Origin of the sequence: Janthinobacterium sp. PSRC1-1, from assembly GCF_049897525.1 — a bacterium.
Taxonomy (GTDB): domain Bacteria; phylum Pseudomonadota; class Gammaproteobacteria; order Burkholderiales; family Burkholderiaceae_D; genus Janthinobacterium; species Janthinobacterium tructae.
In genome coordinates this window covers 1-24,842 of record NZ_JAFCWK010000011.1, presented here as the reverse complement: position 1 = coordinate 24,842, position 24,842 = coordinate 1, and the positions used below count along the sequence as shown (strand labels likewise).

The window sequence follows — 24,842 nt, the reverse complement described above, 5'->3', positions numbered from 1 at the left end:
ACGCTATCGCTTGCGCGATGAGCGATGGTTAATTCAGCGCGGCGGCGCCCTTGCGGCGGCGCGCCATGAAGCCCAGCAAGCCCAGGCCGGCTACCAGCATGGCCCAGGTTTGCGCTTCCGGCACCGGCGACACGCTCAGCAGGGTTTGCGAAGCGGGGTTGACGCTGCTCAGGCTGGTGTAGTTGTACAGATTCTTGATGCTGCCAGCGCCTGTCGCCACGCCCAGCATGGCGTTCGCTTCGCTGACGACTGCATTGTTCAGACTCCTGAAGCGCAGCTCACCCGTCAACACATTGCTGTTGTCATTGTTCAATTCCCACAAGGCCACCTGGAAGGCGGCGGCACTGGTGGCGTTGGCCGACACATTCGCGATGGACGAGGCGTAATAGCCCTCGTACAGACGCTTGACGGCGTCGCTGGCGGCAAAGACGCCACTGCTGTAGCTGTTCGAATCGTTGTTCAGCCCGACATGGGGATCGAGGCAAAACGCCAGGAAGGTATTGCTGTCGTACTTGACTTGCCACAAGGTCGGCGAGATGGCGTTGCCGGCGCCGAAGGCGCCGCCGCTGGCCGTAAACACACTGACGCTATGCGAGTCGACGACTTGCAGATTGGACGCGGCCAGGGCGCTGCCGCTGGCGAGGGTGACAACAGCGGCTGTGATGGCGGCGCGGACGATCAGGTGCATGGATTGTTTCATGGTGTATTTCCTATGATTTATTCAATGTGGTGAGCGCCGGGCAGGATGACGGCCCGGCAAGAGACATCAGGCAGCCATTTCCTGGGGCTGTGCAGTGGTGTGCGCCATGGCGCGGCGCAACACTTCCGCCATCTCGCACTGGGCCTGGGCTTCGACAGCGGGAGCAGCGGGGGCTGCAGCCACCGTGGCGACGCTCGCGTCCTGCCCCAGCGCCGTGTCCAGCGCATGGTCATCGCGCAGCAGGTCGGCCATGCTTGGCAGCGATACGCCGGCCTTGGCCGCATCCTTGGCATCGACGTTGAAATACACGTCCGTCATATCGACCGTCTTGCCGTTGGCCAGGGTGGCGCTGCTGCGCTCCAGGTGCAGGTTGTCGTTGGCGTCGAGGAAAGGCAGTTCCGTGTAGGACACCGTCAGGCTGGCGACGCCCGCGTCGTGCAGCGACATCAGTTCGCCGTCGTCCGTCGCGCCATTGCTGTTGGCGTCGCGCCAGATGCGCAGTTCGGCAAACTTGTCATCTTTCGCGTCGACCACGCCGTCGCCGTTCGAGTCATAGCTGGACAGCTTGGCAAAGCCCGTGCCCTTCTCGTTGCCGCCAAACAGTTCGGAAATATTGTCGATCTTGCCATTGCCGTTGCTGTCGATGGCCAGCAAGCCGTCATGGGCCGAGACCCAGCCCGACTGGATGGCGCTGCCCGTGCCCAGCAAGTCGAAGCTGCCATGGAAATCGGCGCGGGCGATGGTATGCACGCCGTCGCCATTCAGGTCGATCACGATAGGCGTGATGGCGGCATCCCAGCTCATGTCGTTCTGGCCCGAGGCCAGTTTCAGGATATCCGTGTAGACCACGTTGGCATACGAGCCATTGCTGTTGACGTCCGAATCGACGTTGTCGTTCGTGCCCACGTTCTTCACGCCCCACTTCCAGCTATCCATGGCGTAGCCGGCGTGATACACGCCCGATTTGTCGAACTTGAGCGAGTAGCTGCCCGGATCGAGGTCGGCAAACTTGTAGTTGCCATTCGAGTTGGTGTAAGTGGTAGCGAGCAATGCGCCACTGCCCGAAAACAGTTGCACCTTGATATAGGCGATGCCCGCCTCATTGCTATCCTGCACGCCGTCATGGTCGGCGTCGCGCCACACCTTGTCGCCCAGGCTGGCTTTGCGGTAGATGCCCGCATCCCAGCTCATGTCGTTCTGGCCGGCGGCCAGGTTGATCAGGCCGGAACGGCCCGTGCTCGCATCGACGTCGGAATCGCTGGCGTCATTACCGACATTCGCCTTGGTGTAATAGAAACCCGATGGACGCACGACTGCCACCTTGTAGCTGCCGGCGACGAGGTTGTCGAACAGGTAATTACCGCTGGCATTCGTCGTTGTCGTGGCAATGATCTGGTTGCTGGCATTGAGCAGGTTGACTTTCACCCCCGCCACGCCCAGTTCGCCCGCCTCCTGCACGCCATTGTAATTATTGTCTTCCCACACGCGATTGCCGATGCTGCCGGTAACCGGCGCACATTTGACCAGGCCCGCATCCCAATCGAGCTGGACGTCACCCGATTTCAGCGCAATCATGGTGGTGGTGAGGCCGGTAGCCGGATTGACATCCGAATCGGTGGCATAGCCGCCCACGTCGGCCTTGGTGAAATTGTAGCCGGCCGGCGGTACGAAACCCAGGTAGTAATTGCCTGGTACCAGGTTGCTGAACAGGTAATGACCGCTGGCATCCGTGGTGGCGCTGGCCACCACGGCGCCCGAAGCGTTGTACAGATTGACTTTCACGCCACCCATACCCGCTTCGCCCGCGTCCTGCGTGCCGTTGCCGTTGGCGTCAAACCACACGCGGTCGCCAATGCTGGCGGTTTTATACAGGCCGGCATCGAGGTCCTTGTAGTTCTGGCCGGCGGCAACGGTCACCAGGGCGCTCTGACCCGCCGCGTTGATATCGCTGTCGAGCGCATCGTTGCCGCCCGCATCCTTGGCCGTGCTCAAATAGCCTGGCGGCGCGACGACGGCGACGGAATAGGTACCGGCATCGACGCTGAAATTGTAGTAGCCGGTGGCATCCGTGACGGTCGAGCCGATCACGCCGCCGGCCGCATTTTTCAGCTGCACCGTGACGCCGCTGATGCCCGCTTCGCCCGCATCCTGCACGCCGTTCAAGTTGGCGTCATGCCAGACGCGGTCGCCCAGCGAGGCCGGCAAGGCCACGATGCCCGCATCCAGGCTATGGTTGCTGTCGCCGGAAGCGAGCAGCACTTGCGCCGTCTTGCCGTCGATGGCGATGGCGTCGGAATCGCGCTGCTCATCGCCGCCCTGGTCCTGGCCCGTAAAGGCATAGCCGGCAGGCAGGCTGGTCTTGTCGAACTGGACGCTGTAGGCGCCCGGCTTCAGATTCGTGAACAGGTAGTTGCCATTCGCGTCCGTGACGAGCGGACTGCCGACGGCGTTGCCCGACGCATCGAGCAAGGTCACTTTCACGCCGGCCACGCCCGCTTCACCCGCATCTTGCACGCCGTTCTTGTTCGCATCGAACCACACGCGGTCGCCCAGCTCGGCGGCGCGGTACAGGCCCGCGTCCAGGCTCGAATTGGTCTCGCCTGGCGCCAGGGTGACGGGTGCCATGTTGCCGGCCGCATCGATATTGCTATCCTTGGCCGCGTCGCCACCCTGGTTGGCCGCTGTCGCCGTGTAGCCATTCGGCGTCACGACGGTGACGGAATACGTGCCGGGATTGACATCGAAGTGGTAACCGCCATTCGCGTCGGTGGTGGTCGATGCCACCACAGTGCCGGCGCCGTCTTTCAATTGCACCACGACATTGGCGATGCCCGCTTCGCCCGCATCCTGCACGCCGTTGGCATTTGTGTCTTCCCAGACGAAGTCGCCCAGGTGGGCCATCGGCACGTTGAAGGTCAGGTGATGCGGCACCAGGCTCAGGTCTTGCGCGTTGCAGCCGGCAACGCCGCCGTCATCGCGCACCTTGAAGCCCAGATCGAAATTGCCGGCCACGCTCTGGCTCGGCACGAAGACCAGGTGGCCGGCGCGGATGTCGTCGATGGAGACTTCCGTGCCGACCGCGACGGCCACGCCGTTGAGCAAGACTTGCCCTGCCGTGGTGGTATTGGTGATGACGATGGACTTGAAGCCGTCGTGCTCGACGTCGTCGTGGAAGCCGAAATCGCTCTCGCTGAGCACGACGCTGGCGCCATCGACCAGGTTGAAGGTCTTGTCGGCCGCATCGGGCGCGTCGTTGACGGGATCGATGATCACTTGCAGTTCCAGCTGGACGATATCGCCATTGCCCTTGTCGATCGTCACCTGGATGGTCGAGAAATTGCCGTGGTAGTTGGCTGCCCAGTCGCCGGGACGCACATACACGGTGTCCGCGTCGAGCATGCCGAACAGGGGCGTGTTGCTGGTCGATTCCGTATCATCCGGTAACAGGACGGTAAAATTCTTGATGTTCAGCTCGCCTTGCGCCGTATAGCCGGCCTGTATCAGCAGGTCGCGGATATCAAAGTTCTTGTTGATGTCTTCACACACGTGCACCGTGGTCGACAAATTGTAGGTAGTCATGCGGCCTCCTGGCGATGCGCAGCGGTGGCGGCAGGAGTGGCAACGTGAGAGGCCAGGGCGCGATCAGCCTGGCTGCGCAAAGCGGCGAATGTATACATGGGTGGGCTTCCAAGAAAGAAACTTGTTTAAAAAATGAAGCCGGCAGCATCTTGTATTCGGTTTCGAGGGATACAGGAGCCAGACGACGCAACCACACAGCTGGGGTGTGGTTATCTTTCTGATATTTAAGTTGACGCAATTATATCGCCTATATTTTCAAAAGAAAATTGTTTTCCCTCAAAAAGAATTAAATTTATATAACCTTGATGTTTTTTTGATACTTAAAGTACCTACAGAAGATTATCTGCCCCTACTCTGGCATGACTACAATCGCCTACAATCTCGGGATGAATCAACTTACCCTCGTCCTGCCCTTCGCCTTGCCCAATGCCGAACTGGCTGCCGACCTGCTCAAGGTCTTGCAAGCGCCCGCGCTGGCGGCACTGCTGTCGCGCACCTCCACTTGCGATTTGGAAACTTTTGACAACGCCAAGCGCCTGCTACCGCACGAAGCGTGGCTGGCGCACGCCTTGGAACTGTCGCCCGCGCCCAACGGCGAGGCGGCGCAGGCGGCCTTTGCCGCACGCGCCATGCGCGGCTACGGCCTCGTGCCGGAACCGGGCGGGCGCTATTTCCTGCTGCACCCGGCCCACCTGGCCATTGCCCGCAGCCATATCAGCCTGGAAGACTTGCGCCAGCTCAAGCTGAGCGAGGCCGATGGCCGCGCCCTGTTCGACATTGCGTCCCCGTATTTCGACGAGATCGGCCAGCCACTGGCGTATGGCGACGCGGGCACCTGGTTCATGCGCGCCGATGGCTGGAGCGACTTGCAGTGCGCCTCGCCGGACGCCGCCACCACGCAAGACCTGTCCGTCTGGATGCCGGAAGGCGAGCACGCGCGCGCCGCGCGCCGCCTGCAAAATGAAGTTCAGATGCTGTGGCATGAACACCCTGTCAACGCGGCGCGCGAGGAGCGGGGATTGAAAGCCATCAATTCCTTCTGGATCTGGGGCGGGAGCGTGGCAACAGTGGACGCTGCGCGCTGCGCCGCCAGCCTGCATACCAGGGAAGCACCGGGCTGGCTGGCCGCACTGGCGGAACCGGCGCAGCGCGATGCCAGTCCAAACAGTGTGCTGGCAAGCCAACAGGATGCGATCGTCGTGCTGGGCGGCCTGATCGAAGCGGCGCAGGCCCAGGAATGGGGCATGTGGCTGCAACAGCTGCAAGCGCTGGAAGCGGACTGGTTCGCCCCCCTGCTGGCGGCCGTCAAGGATGGCCGCGTGCGGCAGCTGCGCCTGATGCTGAGTCACCGCGACGCCTGGCTAAGCTGCACCACCAGCAAGCATGCGCAGCGCAAATTCTGGCGCGCGATTACCCTGAACAAGTTGAAAGCATCATGACCCGTACCCGCATCGCCACCCGTCCCTGCCCTTACCGCGAATCCGAATTGCTGCGCCAGGGCGGCATCCACCCCGTGCTGGCCCGCCTGTACGCTTCGCGCGGCTTGACGGACGCGGCAGAACTGTCGAGCGAACTGGCAGCCCTGATGCCGCCGTCCGGCTTGCTGCACATCGGCGCGGCCGGCGTCTTCCTGGCCGACGCCATTGCCGCCAAGAAGCGCATGGTCATCGTGGCCGACTACGATTGCGACGGCGCCACCGCCTGCGCCGTGGCCATCCGCGGCTTGCGCGCCATGGGCGCCGACGTCGATTTCATCGTGCCCAACCGTTTTGAATACGGCTACGGCCTGACGCCGGAAATCGTCGAACTGACGGCGCGCGAAAAGTCGCCCGACATCATCATCACCGTCGACAACGGCATCGCCAGCATCGACGGCGTGGCCGAAGCGAACCGGCGCGGCATCGAGGTGGTCGTCACCGACCACCATTTGCCGGCCGACACCCTGCCCGACGCGGCCGTGATCGTCAATCCGAACCAGCCCGCCTGCGGTTTTCCCAGCAAGAACCTGGCCGGCGTGGGCGTGGTGTTTTACGTGCTGCTGGCCCTGCGGGCCGAACTGCGCCGGCGCGGTGTATTCGATGCACAGACGCAGCCCAAGCTCGACAACCTGCTCGATCTGGTGGCGCTGGGCACGGTGGCCGACGTGGTGCGCCTCGATAGCAACAACCGCATCCTCGTCGCCCAAGGTCTCAAACGCATGCGCAAGGGCAATATGCACGCGGGCGTGGCCGCCCTGTTCCGCGTGGCGGGCCGCGAAGCGCGCAGCGCCACGCCGTTCGACCTGGGCTTTGCCCTGGGCCCGCGCCTGAATGCGGCCGGGCGCCTGCAGGACATGTCGCTGGGCATCGAATGCCTGATCACGGACGACGAAGGCCGCGCCTGGGCACTGGCCCAGCAACTCAACGACATCAACCTGAAGCGCCGCGAAATCGAGGCGGACATGCAGGATACGGCCCTGCTGCACCTCGATGCTTTCGAGCCGGCCAACAGCAGCACCATCAGCGTCTTCGATGAATCCTGGCACCAGGGCGTGATCGGCATCGTCGCCTCGCGCCTGAAGGAAAAGTTTTATCGCCCGACCATCACGTTCGCGCCCGGCGCGGACGGCTGGATCAAGGGCTCGGGCCGCTCGATTCCCGGCTTCCACTTGCGCGACGCGCTCGACCTCGTGTCGAAACGGGCGCCTAGCCTGATCGACAAGTTCGGCGGCCACGCCATGGCGGCGGGCCTGACCATCCGCGCCGACGCCTTCGAGGCGTTTTCCCAGGCCTTCGAAGCCGTGGGCCAGGCCTGGCTCAGCGCCCAACAGCTGGAGCGGGTCGTGGAAACGGACGGCCCGCTGGAAGACGCCTACTACACGACGGCCTTCATCGAGCTGATGGATGGCCAGGTGTGGGGCCAGGGCTTCGCCCCGCCCGTCTTCTGCGATGAATTCCGCGTCGTCAGCCAGCGCATATTAAAAGAGCGCCATTTGAAGCTGCTGCTGGAAAAGAACGGCGTGCGCTTCGACGCCATCTGGTTCGGCCACACGGACGCGCTGGGCGAACGCACAAGGGTCGCCTTCCGGCTCGATGCGAATGAATACAATGGCACGACCAAGGTGCAGCTCATGGTCGAACACGCGGAGCCTGCTTAATGGCGTGACTGTTGCCCCACCTCAAGCATGCGCCAGATAGCCAACATTCCCCCTAAGCAATAGCGTATCTAGTCATGCAGGCAGCCGCCGGTTGCCTTGACTGGGAGGATATCGGATGGAATACGGGGGATTCTGGCGCCGGCTGGGCGCGTTTTTATTTGATCAAATAACGATGATATTAAGCCTTGCCGTAATTGGAGGCGTCATTGCCGCGGCAATATTCATTGCTCTACGTACCGTTGTGCCTACGCATATTATTGAAGAGCTTTCTCTTCTTCTTCTGCCTATCATGCTGGTATACAACGTCTTTCTAGTTGCTCGCCACGGTTCGACTCCAGGCATGTGGCTATTCAAATTAAAACTACGCATGCAGGATGGATCTGCAGTTACCTGCCGCGCCACTTGGCTACGCTACTCTGTCGTAGCCGACCTCAGTCTATTGGCCGATATTCCAAGACTTTGGGAGCTCTTACTACTGTTCCTTCCTGCCACATTGACTCAGGGAGCCTCGGCCTTCGGCTACGCGAGCGCCTGGGAGGAATGGTTCGTTAATATAGTATGGATCTGGATGCTTAGCGAGTTCATCGCCCTGATGCTGAATAAACAGCGCCGCGCCCTGCAAGACTTCATGGCCGGCACTGTCGTCGTCAAGCTTTCAGCCAAAGCACCGCAAACGCCGCCACTGGCCATCACCCCCACCTGAAAGTTATCCAGCAACATGTTAACCGGCCTGAACCACCTCACCCTGTCCGTGCGCGACCTTGATCGCAGCGCCGTCTTTTACCGCGATACGCTGGGCCTGCGCCTGCATGCGCGCTGGGACAGGGGCGCGTATCTGTCGGCCGGGGATTTGTGGCTGTGCCTGTCGCTGGATGGACAGGACGCAGCCGCGCTGGCCAGCCCCGCCTACACGCACTATGCGTTTTCCATTTCCCCGGAAGACTTCGCCGCCTTTGCCGCCCGCCTGCGCGCCGCTGGCGTGCCCGAATGGCAGCAAAATCGCAGCTCCGGCGATTCCCTGTATTTTCTCGATCCGGACGGCCACCAGCTGGAAGCCCATGAGGGCAACCTGGCGCAGCGGCTGGCGGCCTGCCGCGCAGCGCCGTATCCAGGCATGGTGTTCGAGGCGGATGCTTGAAACAGCATATTCGATAAATTCATTAAATTCATTAAATTAGCGGAAAAACAAGCGCCGTTGCTGTGAAAAAACACTGCCACACGTCGATAGCCCTCTGATAACCTTGTCTGTAAGGCTTAATCAAGCTGGCAAGATTACCTCCGAGAATAGGCAAATTCACCACATATCATTATAAAAATGAACATGTTCATTGAAAATAGTTAACACTTATTTGGTAAATTCGCTAGAATTGATAACGCATCAGGAAGCTTGTCACGATGCATGATCAATTCTGAGGGCAAACCCGCCGAAAGTCGGGGACGCAAAGCCACCGGCCTACCGCGCGCAAGCGCCACGGCAGCGGGGCTGCCAATGCAGGGCCGGGACCGCCAGCGCGCGGCGCCATGCCAGGATGCATTGTCGAGATGTGGCCCTCGCCAACCCGGAGAGTTTCGCCATGAAAAAATTCACCCCCCTGCATCCCCGTCAAGGGCGTTTGCTGCTGGGCGCCACTGCCGCCATCCTGCTGGGCGCTTGCGGCCCGGGCCAGGAGACATCGGCGCCGCCCGCCGCCATTGCCACGGCGGCGACACAGTTCAGTGTCGAAGTGCCCGTCATCCCCGCCGCCGTCGGTGCGCTGGTGGCGCAGCCGATGTTCCATGCCGCCCCCGCCCTGCTCGATGCACCTGACGGGCGCGACAGCGCCAACAGCAGCGGCTCGGCCCACTGGCGTCCGCACTTGCAGCATGTGCCCGGCGCCATGCGGGAAATGACCACGCGCCGCCTGACGGCGCAAAAGATCGCCGCCGCGCAACAGGCGGCGCAAAACATCGCGCCGCTGCTGGACGGCGACAGCGCCACGCCCATGGCCGGCAGCAGCGTGGTGGCGACCTATTCCCCCGCGCAAATCCGCGCCGCCTACGACCTGCCCGCCCTGCCGGCGGCGGGCACAGCGCTGACACCAGCCCAGGCGGCCCAGCTGGGCGCGGGGCAGACGATCTATATCGTCGACGCCATGCACAACCCGAACGCGGCGGCCGAACTGGCCCTCTTCAACCAGAAATTCGGCTTGCCCGCCTGCACCACCAAGGCCATCGCCACGAATGCCACCCTGCCCTTGCCACCCGCGCCGGCCAGCGGCTGTGAGTTTTCTGTTGTCTACAACACGCCATCGAGCACCATGACGGCCACCGCGCCCGCCTATAACTCGGGCTGGGCCATGGAAATCGCGCTCGACGTGCAGTGGGCGCATGCCACGGCGCCGCTGGCGCGCATCGTGCTGATCGAGGCGCCCGACGCTTCCATCAACAGCCTGCTGGGCGCCGTGCGCCTGGCCAACCTGATGGGGCCTGGCGTCGTGTCGATGAGTTTTGGCGCCGTCGAAGGCAACTGGACAGCGTCCGTCGACAGCGCCTTCACGGGCAAGAACATGACGTATCTGGCCGCCACGGGCGACTCGGGCAGCAGCGTGTCCTGGCCGTCCGTGTCACCGAACGTGCTGGCCGTGGGCGGCACCACGCTCAGCTACAGCGGTAGCGGCACGCGCAGCGAAGCTGCCTGGTCGGGCACGGGCGGCGGCATCAGCGCCTATACGGCACTGCCCTCCTACCAGAGCGCCAGCAACGTACCGGGCATGACGGGCTTGCTGCGCCGCAATGTGGCCGACGTGGCCTTCAATGCCGATCCCGCCACAGGCCAGTACACGGCCGTGATGGCACAGGGCAGCAGCACCGCCAGCTGGCTCAGCATCGGCGGCACCAGCCTGTCCACGCCACAGTGGGCGGGCCTGATCGCCATCGCCAACGCCAGCCGCGCGCTGCAAGCGAAGACGGCGCTGGGCTTGGCGCATACGACGCTGTACGGTCAGATCGCCACCGTGCCCGGCACCTTTGCCAGCAGCTTTGCCGACATCACGCGCGGCAGCAACGGCACCTGCAGCGTGTGCACGGCCAGGGTCGGCTATGACCCGCTGGCGGGGCTGGGCACGCCCAACGTGAAAAGCCTGCTGGCCAGCCTGTCGGGCATGCCAGCCGCCCCGGTCGCGCCCGTGGTAACGGGGGCCAGCATCAGCGGCATGGTCGGCACGCCGCTCTCGTTCACGGTATCGGCCAGCGCGGCCAATCCCCTCAGCTATACCATGCTGGGCGCGCCGGCCGGCATGAGCATCGCCGCCACGGGCGTCGTCAGCTGGGCCGCGCCCATCGCCGGCAGCTATGCCGTGACCATGGTGGCGCGCAATACCGTCAGCGGTCTGACCGGCCAGGCCGTGTACAACATCGTCATCGCGCCGCAACCGGCGCCTGTCGTCGCCGCCGGCGCCGTCGCGGGCAAGGTCGGCACGGCGCTGGCCTTCACTGTCAGCGTCACCGCACCGAACCCCGTCAGCTATACGCTCGCTGGCGCGCCAGCCGGCATGAGCATCAGCAGCGCGGGCCTGGTGAGCTGGGCGGTGCCGCTGGCGGGCACCTATGCCGTCACCGTCATAGCCAAGGACAGCAAGACCGGTTTGAGCGGCAAAGGCATCTACACGGTGGCCATCGCCGCCCCGCTGCCGCCCGTGGTCACGGCGGCCAGCGTCACTGGCAAGCCCGGCGTGGCGCTGTCGTTCGCCAGCACGGTGGTGGCGCCCAACCCCGTCACCTACGGCCTGTCGGGCGCGCCAGCCGGCATGAGCATCAGTGCGGCCGGCGTCGTCAGCTGGACCAGCCCCGTGCTTGGCACGTATGGCGTGACCATCATCGCCAAAGACAGCAAGACCGGCCTGTCGGGCCAGGCCGTGACGACGGTGAAAATCGCCGCCGCCGGTCCCACCATCACGGCCGCCGCCATGACGGGCGTGGCCGGCAAGGCCATGAGCGGCAGCATCGTGCTGACGGCGCCAGGGGCGACCTCGCTGCGGATCTCGATCGACGGCGCGCCGCTGGGCATGCAGTTTTCCATGAGCGGCCTGACCATCACGGCCACCTGGCCGCAAGCGGTGGCCGGCAGCTATACGCTGAAGGTCGTGGCGCTGGACAATAACGGCTTGACGGCGCAACTGAACGTGCCGCTCACTGTCACGGCAAAATAAGCCAGCACGGCTTGCCAATGGGGCGCAGTGGGACACCTGTCCTGCTGCGCCCCTTTTTCATGCGCGCCGACCTTGCAACGAGTCCCGAAAAGGAGTATAAATAATCCATAAACAGAGTTTTGTTGAAGGAGCGCCATGAATCTCGCCTACGCCTACCCCAAGAGCCGCTTCGAGCCTGCCGTGCTCGTCGACCTGAATGCCAAAGCCGAGCGCGAGCGATTGTCGCAGGCCGCACTGAAAGGGTTTTTCAAGCTGACCGCCGCCTGGAAACTGCGCGACGACGATGCGCGCGAACTGCTGGGCGGCTTGTCCAGCAGCGCCTGGTACGAGTGGAAAAAGCACCCGGACCGCGTGCTGGAAGTGGACCGCATCACGCGCATTTCCTATTTGTTGGGCATCTACAAGGCCTTGCACATCCTGTACGGCGACAAGCTGGCCGACGAATGGGTGAGTTTGCCCAACAAGAATCCCATCTTCGCTGGCCGCACACCGCTGTCGCAGATGCTGGCCGGCGGCTTGCTGGCCATGCAGACCGTGCGCAAGCTGCTCGACGCGCGCCGCGGAGGGCTGTAATCTTGCCCGCCACCGCCCATGACCACCTGCCGCCGCTGGCCGCCTTGCGCCAGATCGACACTTGCCGCCTGATTCCCTCGCGTTTCGCCGACATGGAAGACTCCGTGCTGGCGCCCCTGGCCGAGGACGACGAGCACCTGCGCGAGCTGTTCGAGCTCGATAACGCGACCAACGCGCGCCTGGTGGCCGAGTATGGCGGCGCGCCAGGAATTGGCGTGGACGAGCTGGTTTTTGGCGTACCGCACTTCCGCATCATCAACGCCGCCTACACCTATGCCCGCCCGGAAGGGGCGCGTTTCAACGATGGCGAGCGGGGCGCCTGGTATTGCGCCTTCGACATGCAGACGGCGCTGGCCGAGATCATTTTCCATAAAACCGTGGAATACCAGGAAATCGACCATTTCGACGACAGCGTCAGCTACCAGTCGCTGCTGGCCGATTTTTCCGCCAGCTTCCACGACCTGCGCGGCCAGGAGCGCTACCAGGCTTGCCTCGATCCGGCCAGCTACATCGCCTCGCAAGACCTGGCCGCCATCCTGCTCGAAGCCGGTTCCATGGGCGTGATCTTCCCCAGCGTCCGGCACGCCAGCGGCACCAACCTGGCCTGCTTCCGCCCCGCCCTGGTGGGCAATGTTCGCAAAGGTGCCGCCTATCGGTTAACATGGCAGGGTACGCCGACGCCGCGCGTGGAAGCCGTGTAAGGCTAGCCAAGCGCGCGCAACGGCACCCGACTCACCGAACATTGATACTCGCATGCAAACCAATCCTGAAAAAGACACCGAACTGCGCCTCAAAGTGAACAGCGAAACGGCCCGCCTGGCCTGGAGCGAACTGGAAAAACACTTCGCCCAGGGCAGCGTCGTCTGGGTCGCCAATGAGCTGGACCTGGTCGAAGTGGCCGTGCGCATTTCGCACGACGACAAGTCCACCATCACGCAATGGATGGTCGATGGCAAAGTGGCCAAGGTGTCGGACCAGCAGGCGCTGGACTGGCAAGCGGCCGATGCGGCCCTGTGGGCCGTCGTCGTCAGCCCGTTCATCCTGGTGCAGCAGGAAAAGCCGACGCAACACTAAAGACTGCGCTCGAACAGCAGGCGCAGCGCAGCGCTGCCGTCCAGGCGGGTCACGCTGTCGCTGCGGCCCGCATCCTCGACATACGATTGCCCTTGCAGCTGTTGCTGGCGCAGCAAATTGGCCGCCGACAGTTTCAGACGCTCGGCCGGGCCGCGCACGGCAATGCTGCCGCTTTCCAGCACGTAGCCGTCATCGGCCACGACTGGCGTCGAAAGCGGCAGGCTGATGAGAGGTTGCCAGCAGATGGCATGGCGGCAAAAAAATGCCGCTTCGCCTACATCGCGAAGCGGCACGTCCACTGGCAAACCCGGTTAGCACATGCTTACTGGCTTTCGATGCTGGTGTTGCCAGCCGCCACAGGCAGTCGCAGGCCCGTATCGACCACACTCAGGCGCAAGCCCGGCAAGACATTGCTGTTCACCGATGCCGTCGTCAGCACCACCGGCGTGCTGCCCTGCCGCGGCTGGCCGCGCTCCGCCACCACCTGCACCACGTCTTCCTTGCTGGTCACGGTTTCGCCTTTCGCCACCACTTCGGCCTGCACCATATTGCCCTGCGACGGCGCCACATTGACCGCCGCGATCACGCTGGCCACCGCGCTTTGCCGCGCTTCGGTCGGCTTGACGGTCAGCACGCCCGGCGTGTACGTCAACGCATAGTTGGTCGACGTCTGGCCGGCCGCCGACACCAGATAGCTGCCCGATGGCGTTGCGATGGTGGCCGACGTGCTGAACGCCAGATTGCCGCCGACCTCGTTCGCCAGCGTGTCGTTGCCCAGCAAGCCCGTGTAGCTGGCCGTGAAGGCCGGATTGGCAAGCCCCTGGTCTTTCTCGGCATTGTCCACCTTCACCCCCAGGGCCGCCTGCGTGATGCTGGCCGTGGTGGTCGCCGTGGCGTTGACCGTGTAATTGCCGGCGTCCGTACCGCTGAGTGCAATGCCGTTCAGCGTCACCGTTTTGTTGGTGCCGGCGTTCTTGTCGGCAAAGCTGGCGCCGCTGTTACTGATGGTCAGCACGTCGCCGGCGATACGGTTGTCCGCCAGGGTCACGCTGGCGTTGGTGGTGGTGTCATACACGCGCGACGCGGCGCCCGTGGCGCGCACCAGCAGGCTGGCCGGCGTGATGCTGGCCGTCAAGCCGGTCGGGTTGCTGACCGTATAGTTGCTGGCCAGGCCGGTGATGGTGTCGACCAGGCTCGTGCCCGTTACCGTCACGGCTTTGCCATTGGCCGCGTTCTTGTCGGCAAACGTCGCCGTCTGGCCAGCCAAGCCCAGGGTTTCGCCCGCCACCAGGCCCGCCAGCACGCCACCGGACAATTGCGCCGCCGTATTGCCGTCGTAGACCTTGTTGCCAGCCAACTGGCCCGCCACCGTCAAGGCTTTCGGTGTGATGCTGGCCGTCAAGCCGGTCGGGTTGCTGACCGTATAGTTGCTGGCCAGGCCGCTGGCCGTGTCGACCAGACTCGTGCCCGTCACCGTCACGGCTTTGCCATTGGCCGCGTTCTTGTCGGCAAACGTCGCGCTCTGGCCGCCGATCACCAGGGTTTCACCGGCCACCAGGCCGCGCAACACACCACCGGACAGGCTGGCTTCTGCATTGCCGTCGTAGACCTTGTTGCCAGCCAGTTGACCGCTTACCGTCAAGGCCTTGGCCGTGATGCTGGCCGTCAAGCCGGTCGGATTGCTGACCGTGTAGTTGCTGGCCAGACCGCTGGCCGTGTCGAGCAGGGTTGTGCCGCTGACCGTCACGGCTTTGGCCGTGCCCGCATTCTTGTCGGCAAACGTCGCCGTCTGGCCAGCCAAGCCCAGGCTTTCGCCCGCCACCAGGCCGCTCAAGGCGCCGCCGGATAATTGCACCGCCGTATTGCCGTCGTAGACCTTGTTGCCAGCCAACTGGCCCGCCACCGTCAAGGCTTTCGGTGTGATGCTGGCCGTCAAGCCGGTCGGGTTGCTGACCGTGTAGTTGCTGGCCTGGCCGGTGATGGTGTCGACCAGACTCGTGCCCGTCACCGTCACGGCTTTGCCATTGGCCGCGTTCTTGTCGCTGAATGCGGCGCTCTGGCCGCCAAAGCCCAGGCTTTCGCCCGCCACCAGGCCGCTCAAGGCGCCGCCGGACAGGCTCGCTTGTGCATTGCCATCGTAGACTTTATTGCCGGCCAATTGACCGCTTACCGTCAAGGCCTTGGCCATAATACTGGCCGTCAAGCCTGTCGGGTTGCTGACCGTATAGTTGCTGGCCAGGCCGGTGATGGTGTCGACCAGGCTCGTGCCCGTTACCGTCACGGCTTTGCCATTGGCCGCGTTCTTGTCGCTGAACACGGCGCTCTGGCCGCCAAAGCCCAGGGTTTCGCCCGCCACCAGGCCACTCAGGGCGCCACCGGACAGGCTGGCGACTGTATTGCCGTCGTAGACTTTATTGCCGGCCAGCTGGCCCGCCACCGTCAAGGCCTTGGCCGTGATGCTGGCTGTCAAGCCGGTCGGATTGCTGACCGTGTAATTGCTGGCCCGGCCGGTACCATCAGCCAGGCTGGCGCCGCTGACGGTGACCGTTTTGTTGCTGCCCGCGTTCTTGTCGCCAAACACGCCCGTGGTGCCTGACAATACCAGGGTTTCATCACCCACCAAGCCCTGCAAGGCGCCGCCGGTCAGGCTGGCCGCCAGCGTACCGTCGTAGACCTTGTTGCCCGCAGCAATGCCACCGATGGTCAGTGCCTTCGGCGTGATATTGGCCGTCACGCCGGTCGGATTGCTGACCGTGTAGTTGCTGGCCAGGCCAGTGCCATCGGCCAATTGCGCGCCGCGGGCCGTCACGGCAATGTTGCTGGCCGCATTTTGAGTGGCAAATGTGCCCGTCAAACCGGACAGCGACAAGGTTTCACCGCTGACCAGGCCATTCAAGGCGCCGCCCGTCAAGCCCGCCGCAAGCGTGCCGTCATAGACCTTGTTGCCGGCAGTAACACCCGTCACCGTCAGTGCTTTCGGCGTGATGGCACCCGTGCCGCTGGCCGTATTGCTGGCCAGGATGTAGTTGCCCGCATCCGCGCCATCGAGCGCGATGCCGCTGACGTTGACCGTTTTACCGTTGCCGGCGTTCTTGTCGCTGAACGCGGCCTTGGTGGCGGTGAACGTCAGGCTGTCGCCGCCGAACATGCCGTTATAGGTGGCGCCGGCGTTCAAGATGGCAGCATCCGTGCCGTCATACGTCTTGCCGGCGGCCGTGATGCCGCTCACGCCGGTGATCAGCGCCTGGGTGATGGTACCCGTGCCCGTGCCGGTGATGGCCGTCAGATTGTAGTTGCCCGCGTCCGTGCCGCCCAGGGTCATGCCGCTGGCATTGACAACCTTGCCGCTGCCGGCGTTCTTGTCGATGAAGGTGGCCGAGGTCGCGCTGATGTTCAGGCTGTCGCCATTGAGCATGCCGGCAAACGTGGCGCCGGCGTTGCTGACGGTGGCCGTGGTGGTCGCGTCGTACACCCTGGTGCCCGCCGCAAAGCCGCTCACGCCCGTGATGGCCGCCTTGGCGATATCGCCCGTGCCGCTGGCCGTATTGCTGGCCAGGGTGTAGTTGCCCGCATCGGCGCCACCGAGTGCGATGCCGCTGACGTTGACCGTTTTACCGTTGCCGGCGTTCTTGTCGCTGAACGCGGCCTTGGTGACGGTAAACGTCAGGCTGTCGCCGCCGAACATGCCGTTGTAGGTGGCGCCGGCGTTCAAGATGGCCGCGTCCGTGCCGTCATACGTCTTGCCGGCGGCCGTGATGCCCGTCACGCTGGCAATTTGCGCCTGGGTGATGGTACCCGTGCCCGTGCCGGTGATGGCCGTCAGATTGTAGTTGCCGGCGTCCGTGCCGCCCAGGGTCATGCCGCTGGCATTGACAACCTTGCCGCTGCCGGCGTTCTTGTCGATGAAGGTGGCCGAGGTCGCGCTGATGTTCAGGCTGTCGCCATTGAGCATGCCGGCAAACGTGGCGCCGGCGTTGCTGACGGTGGCCGTGGTGGTCGCGTCGTACACCCTGGTGCCCGCCGCAAAGCCGCTCACGCCCGTGATGGTCGCCTTGGCGATATCGCCCGTGCCGCTGGCCGTATTGCTGGCCAGGGTGTAGTTGCCCGCATCGGCGCCACCGAGCGCGATGCCGCTGACGTTGACCGTTTTACCGGTGCCGGCGTTCTTGTCGCTGAACGCGGCCTTGGTGGCGGTGAACGTCAGGCTGTCGCCGCCGAACATGCCGTTATAGGTGGCGCCGGCGTTCAAGATGGCCGCGTCCGTGCCGTCATACGTCTTGCCGGCGGCCGTGATGCCGCTGACGCTGGCAATTTGCGCCTGGCTGATGCTGCCCGTGCCCTTGCCGGTGATGGCCGTCAGATTGTAGTTGCCCGCGTCCGTGCCGCCCAGGGTCATGCCGCTGGCATTGACAACCTTGCCGCTGCCGGCGTTCTTGTCGATGAAGGTGGCCGAGGTCGCGCTGATGTTCAGGCTGTCGCCATTGACCATGCCGGCGAACGTGGCGCCGGCGTTGCTGACGGTGGCCGTGGTGGTCGCGTCGTACACCCTGGTGCCCGCCGCAAAGCCGCTCACGCCCGTGATGGCCGCCTTGGCGATATTGCCCGTGCCGCTGGCCGTGTTACTGGCCAGGGTGTAGTTGCCCGCATCGGCGCCACCGAGTGCGATGCCGCTGACGTTGACCGTTTTACCTGTGCCGGCGTTCTTGTCGCTGAACGCGGCCTTGGTGGCGGTGAACGTCAGGCTGTCGCCGCCGAACATGCCGTTGTAGGTGGCGCCGGCGTTCAAGATGGCAGCATCCGTGCCGTCATACGTCTTGCCGGCGGCCGTGATGCCGCTCACGCTGGCAATTTGCGCCTGGGTGATGGTACCCGTGCCCGTGCCGGTGATGGCCGTCAGATTGTAGTTGCCAGCATCCGTGCCGCCCAGGGTCAGGCCACTGGCATTGACAACCTTGCCGCTGCCGGCGTTCTTGTCGATGAAGTTGGCCGAGGTCGCGCTGACGTTCAAGCTGTCGCCATTGAACATGCCGGCAAACGTGGCGCCAGCGTTGCTGACGGTGGCCGTATCCGTGCCGTCATACGTCTTGCCGGCGGCCGCGATACCGGTCACGCCGGTGATCAGCGCCTGCGTGATGGAACCTGCGCCCGTGCCGGTGATGGCCGTCAGATTGTAGTTGCCCGCATCGGTCCCGCCCAGGGTCATGCCGCTGGCATTGACAACCTTGCCGCTGCCGGCGTTCTTGTCGATGAAGTTGGCCGAGGTCGCGCTGACGTTCAAGCTGTCGCCATTGACCATGCCGGCAAACGTGGCGCCGGCATTGCTGACGGTGGCCGTATCCGTGGCGTCATATACCTTGCTGCCAGCGACGATGTTACTGACCCCGCCGATATTGGCTTTGCTGATAGTGGCCGTCACGTCCGTCGGGTTGCTGACCGTATAGTTGCTGGCCAGTCCGGTGCCGTCGGCCAGCGTCGCGCCACTGACGGTGATCGCCTTGCCGGTGCCGGCGTTCTTGTCGCCAAAGGCGCCCGACAGGCCGGACAGGCCCAGGGTTTCGTTACCGACCAGTCCGCTCAAGCTGCCGCCGGTCACGCTTGCCTTGGTCGTGCCGTCATACCCCTTGTTGGCGGCCGCCACGCCGGTGACGCTCAAGGCCTTTTGCGCGATGCTGGCCGACAGGCCGCTGACAGGGCCGACCGAGTAATTGCTGGCCAGGCCGCCATTGCTGCCGTTGGACAAGGTGCCGCCGGTGATGCTGACGGCCTTGCCGCTGCCGGCGTTCTTGTCCGCAAACGCGCCGGCCAGGCTCGCCAGGCCGACTGTTTCCGAACCGACAAAGCCGCTCAGGCTGCCGCCCGTGATGGTGGCGCCCTCCGCGCCATCATAGGTTTTGTCGGCCGCCAGCGCGCCGGTGACGCTCAACGCTTTTTGCGTGATGGAACCCGTCACATCGGTCGGATTGCTGACCGTGTAATTGCTGGCCAGGCCAGTACCGTCGGCCAGGCTGACGCCAGACACCGTCACCGCCTTGCCGTTGCCGGCGTTCTTGTCGCCGAACGCGCCGCTGCCGCCCGAGACCACCAGCGTCTCGCCCGGTACCAGGCCCGTCAAGCTGCCGCCGGCCAGGGTAGCGGCCGTGGTGCCGTCATAGTCGCGCGTACCGGCCGTCATGCCCGATACCGTCAAGGCTTTCGGCGTGATGTTGGCGATCAGGCCGGTCGGGTTGCTGATCGTGTAGTTGGCCGCCAGGCCGCCATTGCCGCCGTTGGCCAGGGTCGAACCGGTCGCCGTCACCGTCTTGCCGGTGCCAGCGTCCCTGGTATCGAAGGTGGCGCTCAAGCCCGTCACGCCCAGGGTTTCCAAGCCGACCAGGCCGCTGATCGAGCCGCCCGACAAGGTCGCCTTGGTGCTGCCGTCATACGCCTTGTTGACGGCCGACATGCCGGCAATCGTCAGCGCCTTCGGCGTGATCGTGCCGGTGCCAGTCGCGGCGCTGCTCGCCAGCGTGTAGTTGGCCGCGTCAAGCCCGCCCAGGGTCAGGAAGGAGATCGTCACGCCCTTGCCGGCGCCGGCGTTCTTGTCGCTGAACGCCGCCTTGGTGGCGCCGATGGCCAGGCTGTCGCCGCTCACCATGCCATTGAAAGTGGCCGTGGCAGCAAGGAAGGTGACGGCAGTACCGCCGTCATAGACCTTGCTGTCGGCCACCACATTGGTCACCGAGCTGATGGTTGCCTGGGTGACATTGGCCGTCACGCCGGTCGGGTTGCTGATCGTGTAGTTGCTGGCCAGCCCGGTGCCGTCGGCCAGCGTCGCGCCGCTGACAGTGATCGCCTTGCCGGTGCCGGCGTTCTTGTCGCCAAAGGCGCCCGACAGGCCGTACAGGCCCAGGGTTTCGCCACCGACCAGGCCGCTCAAGCTGCCGCCGGTCACGCTTGCCTTGGTCGTGCCGTCATATACCTTGTTGGCGGCCGCCACGCCGGTGACGCTCAAGGCCTTTTGCGCGATGCCGGCCGTAAGACCGCTGACAGGGTCGACCGAGTAATTGCTGGCCAGGCCGCCGTTGCTGCCGTTGGACAAGGTGCCGCCGGTGATGCTGACGGCCTTGCCGCTGCCGGCGTTCTTGTCCGCAAACGCGCCGGCCAGGCTCGCCAGGCCGACTGTTTCCGAACCGACAAAGCCGCTCAGGCTGCCGCCCGTGATGGTCGCATCGAGCGCGCCATCGTAGGTTTTGTCGGCCGCCAGCGCGCCGGTGACGCTCAACGCTTTTTGCGTGATGGAACCCGTCACATCGGTCGGATTGCTGACCGTGTAATTGCTGGCCAGGCCGGTACCGTCGGCCAGGCTGACGCCAGACACCGTCACCGCCTTGCCGTTGCCGGCGTTCTTGTCGCCGAACGCGCCGCTGCCGCCCGAGACCACTAGCGTCTCGCCCGTTACCAGGCCCGTCAAACTGCCGCCGGCCAGGGTCGCGGCCGTGGTGCCGTCATAGGCGCGCGTGCCGGCCGTCATGCCCGATACCGTCAAGGCTTTTTGCGTGATGTTGGCCATCACTGAAGTATCGGCCAGCGTGTAGTTGGACGCCAGGCCGCCACCGCCGCCATTGCCCAGCAGGGTGCTGACGGTGACCGTCTTGCCATTGCCGGCGTTCTTGTCGGCAAACGCGGCCGTCGGGCCTGCTGTCAGCGTTTCGCCGCTAACCAAGCCGGTGATGCTGCCCTTGTTGATGGCGGCCGTCGTGTTGCCATCGTACTCTTTGTTATCCACCGCCAGGTTATTCCAGGTCAGCGTCTTGGCCGTGATGGTGCCGGTAACGCTGGTCGGCGCATCGAGCGTGTAGTTGCTGGCCAGGCCGCTGCCATTGGACAGCGCGCCCAGCGTTACCGTCACCGCTTGGGTGCCGGCATTCTTGCCGTCGAATACGCCGCTCGTGGCGCCCAGGTTCAGCGTTTCGCTGCCAATCAGGCCGGTCAAGGAGCCGCCGGTCAGCGTGGCGGCGGTACTGCCGTTATATTGCCGGGTGGTAGCGGCCAGGCCGGACAGGGTCAGCGCTTTCGGCGTGATCGTGCCGGTCAGGCCTGCTCCGCCGCCCGTGATCGCGTAATTGCCGCCGGCGGTGCCGCCGCCGATCACCGTCACGGTCTTGCCGGTGCCGGCGTTACTGGTGTCAAAGCTGCCCACGTTGGCCGTGACCTTGCCTTTATCCACCGTCAAGATGCCGCTCAGTATGCCGCCAAGGATGTTGGCCGAGGTGGTGCCGTCATATGTGCGATCCTGGACCAACGCGCCGGTCAGCGTCGCGGCCCGCTTGTTGATCGTCAGGGTCGCGTCATTGGCGCTGATGGCATAGCCATGCTGGCCCGAATACAGGCCGCCGGTCGTGATGGCGTAGCTGCCGGCGTTGACGGCGGTGCCCGCCGCGCCATAGTTCAGCGAGCCGGCCAGCGAGACGTTCGGGTTTGAATACGTGTAGACTGGCGCCGCCCAAGTGGCGGTGCCGTCATAGGTCTTGCTGGTGTTCGAGGCAAACGTCACCTGCAGCGGCGTCATGAAGGCGCGCAGCAAGGGATAGGTATAAGTGTCGTAGACGATCCACGCGCCGGCCAGGTCCCACGCTGCGCCGCTGTAGGTGGACAGCAATTTCATTTGCGCGGAGCTCAAACCCGTGCCGGTGGCGCTGGTGGCCTGGCCGCTGGTGGTGGTGTCCCAGAAGTTGCCGGTGGTGGTGCCGGTGCCGCTATTGGAGCCGGCCAGGCCGCCCGAGACGCTGCCGCCGGTGATGGCGCCGCTGGCATAGTTGTTGATCAGCGAGCCCGTATTCAAGCCGACCAGGCCGCCGATGGTGCCGGTGCCGGTGACGGCGCCGCTGGCGTAGCTGTTGGTGATGGTGCTGCCGACGCCATTGGCGCCGACCAGGCCGCCGACCTGGGTGGCGCCGCTCACGCTGGCGGTGCTGAAACTGCCGCTGACCGTGCCCAGGTTGCTGCCGATCAGCGCGCCGGTGCCATTCTTGCCGGTGATGCTGCCGCCTTCGAGTCCGATATTGCGCACGATGGCCGTGCTGGACGTCGCGCCGATCAGGCCGGCGAAATTCGTGCCGGGGCGGTTGATGACCAGGCCGGACACGACATGGCCGGCGCCGTCCAGGGTGCCGGTGAACGGCGTCGCCGTGCTGGTGCCGACCGGAATGAAGTTGTTGCTATTCCAGACGTCGGTCAGCAGGCCGGTGGCCGCCACGTTGACATCCTGCCGCAGCGTGTAGTTGCCGGCCAGGTTCATTGCCATCAATTGCAACTGATGCGACGAGTAGATATTGGTGCTGTACTCGGCCGCCAGCATCGGCCCGGTGGCGCCCAGCGCGCCGCTCGAGTTGTTCAGCGTGCCGTCGGTATCGACCATGACCCAGTTGTTACCGGTCGCGCCACCCACTGTCGTGAAAGTAAAGGCGCTGAAATTCGACGCAGTTTGCATTTGCGTCGATGTCAGGCCAGTGATCGCGGGCGTGGTGCCGCCGCCATTCGTACCGACACCTGGCATGCCGGAGTTCACGGTGTTGTTGTAATACCCGCCGGTGATCGAGGGATTCGTGCCGGCAGCGATACTGCCGATCAGGCCGCCCAAGGTTCCGGTGCCGCCGGAAAGCAGGCTCACCGCGCCGGACGAATAGGCATTCTCGGTCAAGCCAGCGCTGGTATTGGCGCCAATCAGGCCGCCCACCGCAGTAACGCCCGTCACCGCGCCGGTCGCGTAACTGTTTCTGATAATGCCTGAGTTTCCTCCAGCCAGGCCACCAATGCCGGTGGCGGTGGTGCTACGGCTGCTCACCGCGCCGGTCGAGTAACTGTTGAGGATCTGGCCGGACGCCACATTGCTGCCAACCAGGCCGCCGGTCAGGCTGTTGCTCGTCACGGCGCCGGTATTGAAACTGTTGGTGATGACCCCGGTACCGCGATTATGCGATGTCAGCCCACCTGTATTGGTAGTTCCCGATACATTGCCGCTATTGAAGCTATTGGTGATAGCGCCCAGATTGTTGCCAACCAGGCCGCCCGCGGTGTACGCGCCGACCACTTCACCCGCGTTATAGCTGTTGATGATGGTGCTGGTTTTGGTGGTATTGCCCACCAGCCCCCCCATCCAGAAGTCATAGTTCCCCACGACGCTGACCTTGCTGCTGTTGTAGCTGTCGCTGATCGTGCCACTGTTGAGACCGACGAGGCCGGCGCCGATGGCGCCCGTCGTGACTGTCACCGAACCACCGCTGACATACGCATTGCTGATGGTGCCACTGTTGATGGCGACCAGTGCGGCGGCATTGCCTTGTGTACTGGCGATATTGGCGGCAATGACCGGCGCGACCAGGCCGATATTGCGGATGCTGCCGGTATTGGAGCCGAACAGGCCTGCGGCGCCGGCCGCAGATGTGGTGGAACTGTTCAAGCCGGTAATGACATGGCCCAGGCCGTCAAACTGGCCGGTGAATGGCACGCTGGTGGTACCGATGGACGTAAATCCCAGGCCCCCATTCCAGGTCGAAGTGACGGTGGCATCGATATTGGCGCCCAGCACGAACTTGCCGGACAACGCATTTTTCAGGCCCTGCAAATCGGTGCCGCTGGTGCTGGTGGCCACGCCCAGGGAGTTGATCACCGTGTAGGTCGTCGCCGTCACCGTATCGCTGCCCAGCTTGGTGCTGAAGTTCAGCCCCGACGGCAGGTCGATCTCGGCCTTGACGTTGTACTTGCTGGTGTTGCCGGACGCCACGTTAGCCTGGCCATATTCCAGCGCCAGGCTGGCCGTGCCGGAGCCGCGCAGCGGCTGATTGATATTGATATTGTTTTGCGCCGTCAGCTTCAGCTGGTTGGCCGACCATGAAATCGTGTCGTTGACGTTGATGTCGCCCAGCACGCCGCTGCCGCCCGAGATGCTCTGAATCTGCACACTGGTGCTCTTGAGCGCATTCGTAAAAAACGCGCCGGTCTGGTCGCCGCCGGTCGCCGCGATGGTGTAGTCGGTCGGGTCGATCAGCCAGGTGCCGGTCAGGCCGTGGCTGGATGCCGTCGTGACCTTCAACGCGTCATCGAATTTCACATGCGCGGCCGAGGTTTCGATGAAGCCACCCTTGCCACCGTCCGGCGCACTGGCGTCCAGCGTGCCACCCGCGTTCACCGTGCCGGTCTGCATGTCGCCCAGCAACTTGATCGTGCCGCCGCGCGTGTCGATGGTCTGCGCCTCGATCACGCCCGTGTTGTTGACCACGGTTCTCAAGAGGTCGCCGGCCGCCTGCGCCGTCAGCACCACGCTGCCGCCGTCAGCCTTGATCATGCCGCCATTGTTGACCAAAGCGCCCACGGCGCCCGCGTTGACGGCGACATTGAGCAAGCCGTCGCCCGCCACATCGAGCGTGATGGCGCGGCCCGCCGCCAGCGCCACCGAACCCAGGCGTGCCTGGATCGTGCCCTCGTTTGACACGTTGGCGCCCAGCAAGGCCACATAGCCGCCCGGCGCGCTGATCGAGCCCTGGTTCAGGACTTTACCCGTGCCATTGCCGCTAAATTGGTACTTGCCGGCCATGAAGTCGGCGTTGTTGATATC

The 24,842-nt window shown here is 64.2% G+C and carries 12 protein-coding genes and 1 riboswitch; of the genes, 8 read left to right on the top strand and 4 right to left on the bottom strand.

Going from position 1 to position 24,842, the window contains the following annotated elements; translation table 11 throughout:
• Positions 1-28: 28 nt before the first annotated feature.
• Together ACP7DW_RS21420 and ACP7DW_RS21415 are read right to left on the bottom strand one after the other, a co-directional pair.
• A complete protein-coding gene (locus ACP7DW_RS21420) occupies positions 29-700 on the bottom strand; it encodes a PEP-CTERM sorting domain-containing protein (protein ID WP_426056713.1) in 672 nt (223 codons plus the stop codon).
• Positions 701-766: 66 nt separating this feature from the next.
• Entirely contained in the window at positions 767-4,279 is a 3,513-nt protein-coding gene (locus ACP7DW_RS21415; protein ID WP_426056715.1) for an SdrD B-like domain-containing protein, read from the bottom strand.
• A gap of 386 nt (positions 4,280-4,665) precedes the next feature.
• Here ACP7DW_RS21415 and ACP7DW_RS21410 point away from each other — a divergent pair, with 386 nt between their 5' ends.
• The 8 genes from ACP7DW_RS21410 to ACP7DW_RS21375 all read left to right on the top strand — a co-directional run bounded on the left by ACP7DW_RS21410 (position 4,666) and on the right by ACP7DW_RS21375 (position 13,249).
• Positions 4,666-5,718 (top strand): hypothetical protein, encoded by a 1,053-nt coding sequence (locus ACP7DW_RS21410; RefSeq protein WP_426056717.1) that lies wholly within the window; start codon positions 4,666-4,668, stop codon positions 5,716-5,718.
• On the top strand, positions 5,715-7,415 hold the full coding sequence (gene recJ / locus ACP7DW_RS21405; protein WP_426056719.1) for a single-stranded-DNA-specific exonuclease RecJ: 1,701 nt from the start codon (positions 5,715-5,717) through the stop codon (positions 7,413-7,415). Before ACP7DW_RS21410 ends, recJ begins: the two co-directional genes overlap by 4 nt.
• A 115-nt stretch (positions 7,416-7,530) precedes the next feature.
• Positions 7,531-8,118 carry an RDD family protein gene (locus ACP7DW_RS21400; RefSeq protein ID WP_426056720.1) on the top strand — a complete coding sequence of 196 codons (588 nt, stop codon included), beginning with the start codon at positions 7,531-7,533 and terminating at the stop codon, positions 8,116-8,118.
• A gap of 15 nt (positions 8,119-8,133) precedes the next feature.
• Positions 8,134-8,553, top strand: coding sequence for a fosfomycin resistance glutathione transferase (fos, locus tag ACP7DW_RS21395; RefSeq protein ID WP_426056722.1), 420 nt, complete (start codon positions 8,134-8,136; stop codon positions 8,551-8,553).
• Between the two features lie 266 nt (positions 8,554-8,819).
• Positions 8,820-8,906, top strand: a riboswitch (cyclic di-GMP riboswitch).
• 83 nt (positions 8,907-8,989) lie between these two features.
• On the top strand, positions 8,990-11,602 hold the full coding sequence (locus ACP7DW_RS21390) for a putative Ig domain-containing protein (RefSeq protein WP_426056724.1): 2,613 nt from the start codon (positions 8,990-8,992) through the stop codon (positions 11,600-11,602).
• Between the two features lie 135 nt (positions 11,603-11,737).
• Entirely contained in the window at positions 11,738-12,175 is a 438-nt protein-coding gene (locus tag ACP7DW_RS21385) for an antitoxin Xre/MbcA/ParS toxin-binding domain-containing protein (RefSeq protein WP_426056726.1), read from the top strand.
• 2 nt (positions 12,176-12,177) lie between these two features.
• Positions 12,178-12,876 carry an RES family NAD+ phosphorylase gene (locus ACP7DW_RS21380; RefSeq protein WP_426056728.1) on the top strand — a complete coding sequence of 233 codons (699 nt, stop codon included), beginning with the start codon at positions 12,178-12,180 and terminating at the stop codon, positions 12,874-12,876.
• A gap of 52 nt (positions 12,877-12,928) precedes the next feature.
• Positions 12,929-13,249, top strand: a complete 321-nt coding sequence (locus tag ACP7DW_RS21375) for a DUF2288 domain-containing protein (RefSeq protein WP_298405475.1) — start codon at positions 12,929-12,931, stop codon at positions 13,247-13,249.
• Here the strand turns inward: ACP7DW_RS21375 and ACP7DW_RS21370 are convergent.
• Together ACP7DW_RS21370 and ACP7DW_RS21365 are read right to left on the bottom strand one after the other, a co-directional pair.
• Positions 13,246-13,449 carry a hypothetical protein gene (locus tag ACP7DW_RS21370; protein ID WP_426056730.1) on the bottom strand — a complete coding sequence of 68 codons (204 nt, stop codon included), beginning with the start codon at positions 13,447-13,449 and terminating at the stop codon, positions 13,246-13,248. The genes ACP7DW_RS21375 and ACP7DW_RS21370 overlap by 4 nt on opposite strands.
• 122 nt (positions 13,450-13,571) lie before the next feature.
• Positions 13,572-24,821 (bottom strand): YDG domain-containing protein, encoded by an 11,250-nt coding sequence (locus ACP7DW_RS21365; protein WP_426056732.1) that lies wholly within the window; start codon positions 24,819-24,821, stop codon positions 13,572-13,574.
• Positions 24,822-24,842: the final 21 nt, after the last annotated feature.

Coding starts and splice junctions, on each gene's coding strand:
- ACP7DW_RS21420 (WP_426056713.1), bottom strand. CDS start 700: ATGAAACAATCCATGCACCTGATCGTCCGCGCCGCCATCACAGCCGCT.
- ACP7DW_RS21415 (WP_426056715.1), bottom strand. CDS start 4,279: ATGACTACCTACAATTTGTCGACCACGGTGCACGTGTGTGAAGACATC.
- ACP7DW_RS21410 (WP_426056717.1), top strand. CDS start 4,666: ATGAATCAACTTACCCTCGTCCTGCCCTTCGCCTTGCCCAATGCCGAA.
- recJ (WP_426056719.1), top strand. CDS start 5,715: ATGACCCGTACCCGCATCGCCACCCGTCCCTGCCCTTACCGCGAATCC.
- ACP7DW_RS21400 (WP_426056720.1), top strand. CDS start 7,531: ATGGAATACGGGGGATTCTGGCGCCGGCTGGGCGCGTTTTTATTTGAT.
- fos (WP_426056722.1), top strand. CDS start 8,134: ATGTTAACCGGCCTGAACCACCTCACCCTGTCCGTGCGCGACCTTGAT.
- ACP7DW_RS21390 (WP_426056724.1), top strand. CDS start 8,990: ATGAAAAAATTCACCCCCCTGCATCCCCGTCAAGGGCGTTTGCTGCTG.
- ACP7DW_RS21385 (WP_426056726.1), top strand. CDS start 11,738: ATGAATCTCGCCTACGCCTACCCCAAGAGCCGCTTCGAGCCTGCCGTG.
- ACP7DW_RS21375 (WP_298405475.1), top strand. CDS start 12,929: ATGCAAACCAATCCTGAAAAAGACACCGAACTGCGCCTCAAAGTGAAC.
- ACP7DW_RS21365 (WP_426056732.1), bottom strand. CDS start 24,821: ATGGCCGGCAAGTACCAATTTAGCGGCAATGGCACGGGTAAAGTCCTG.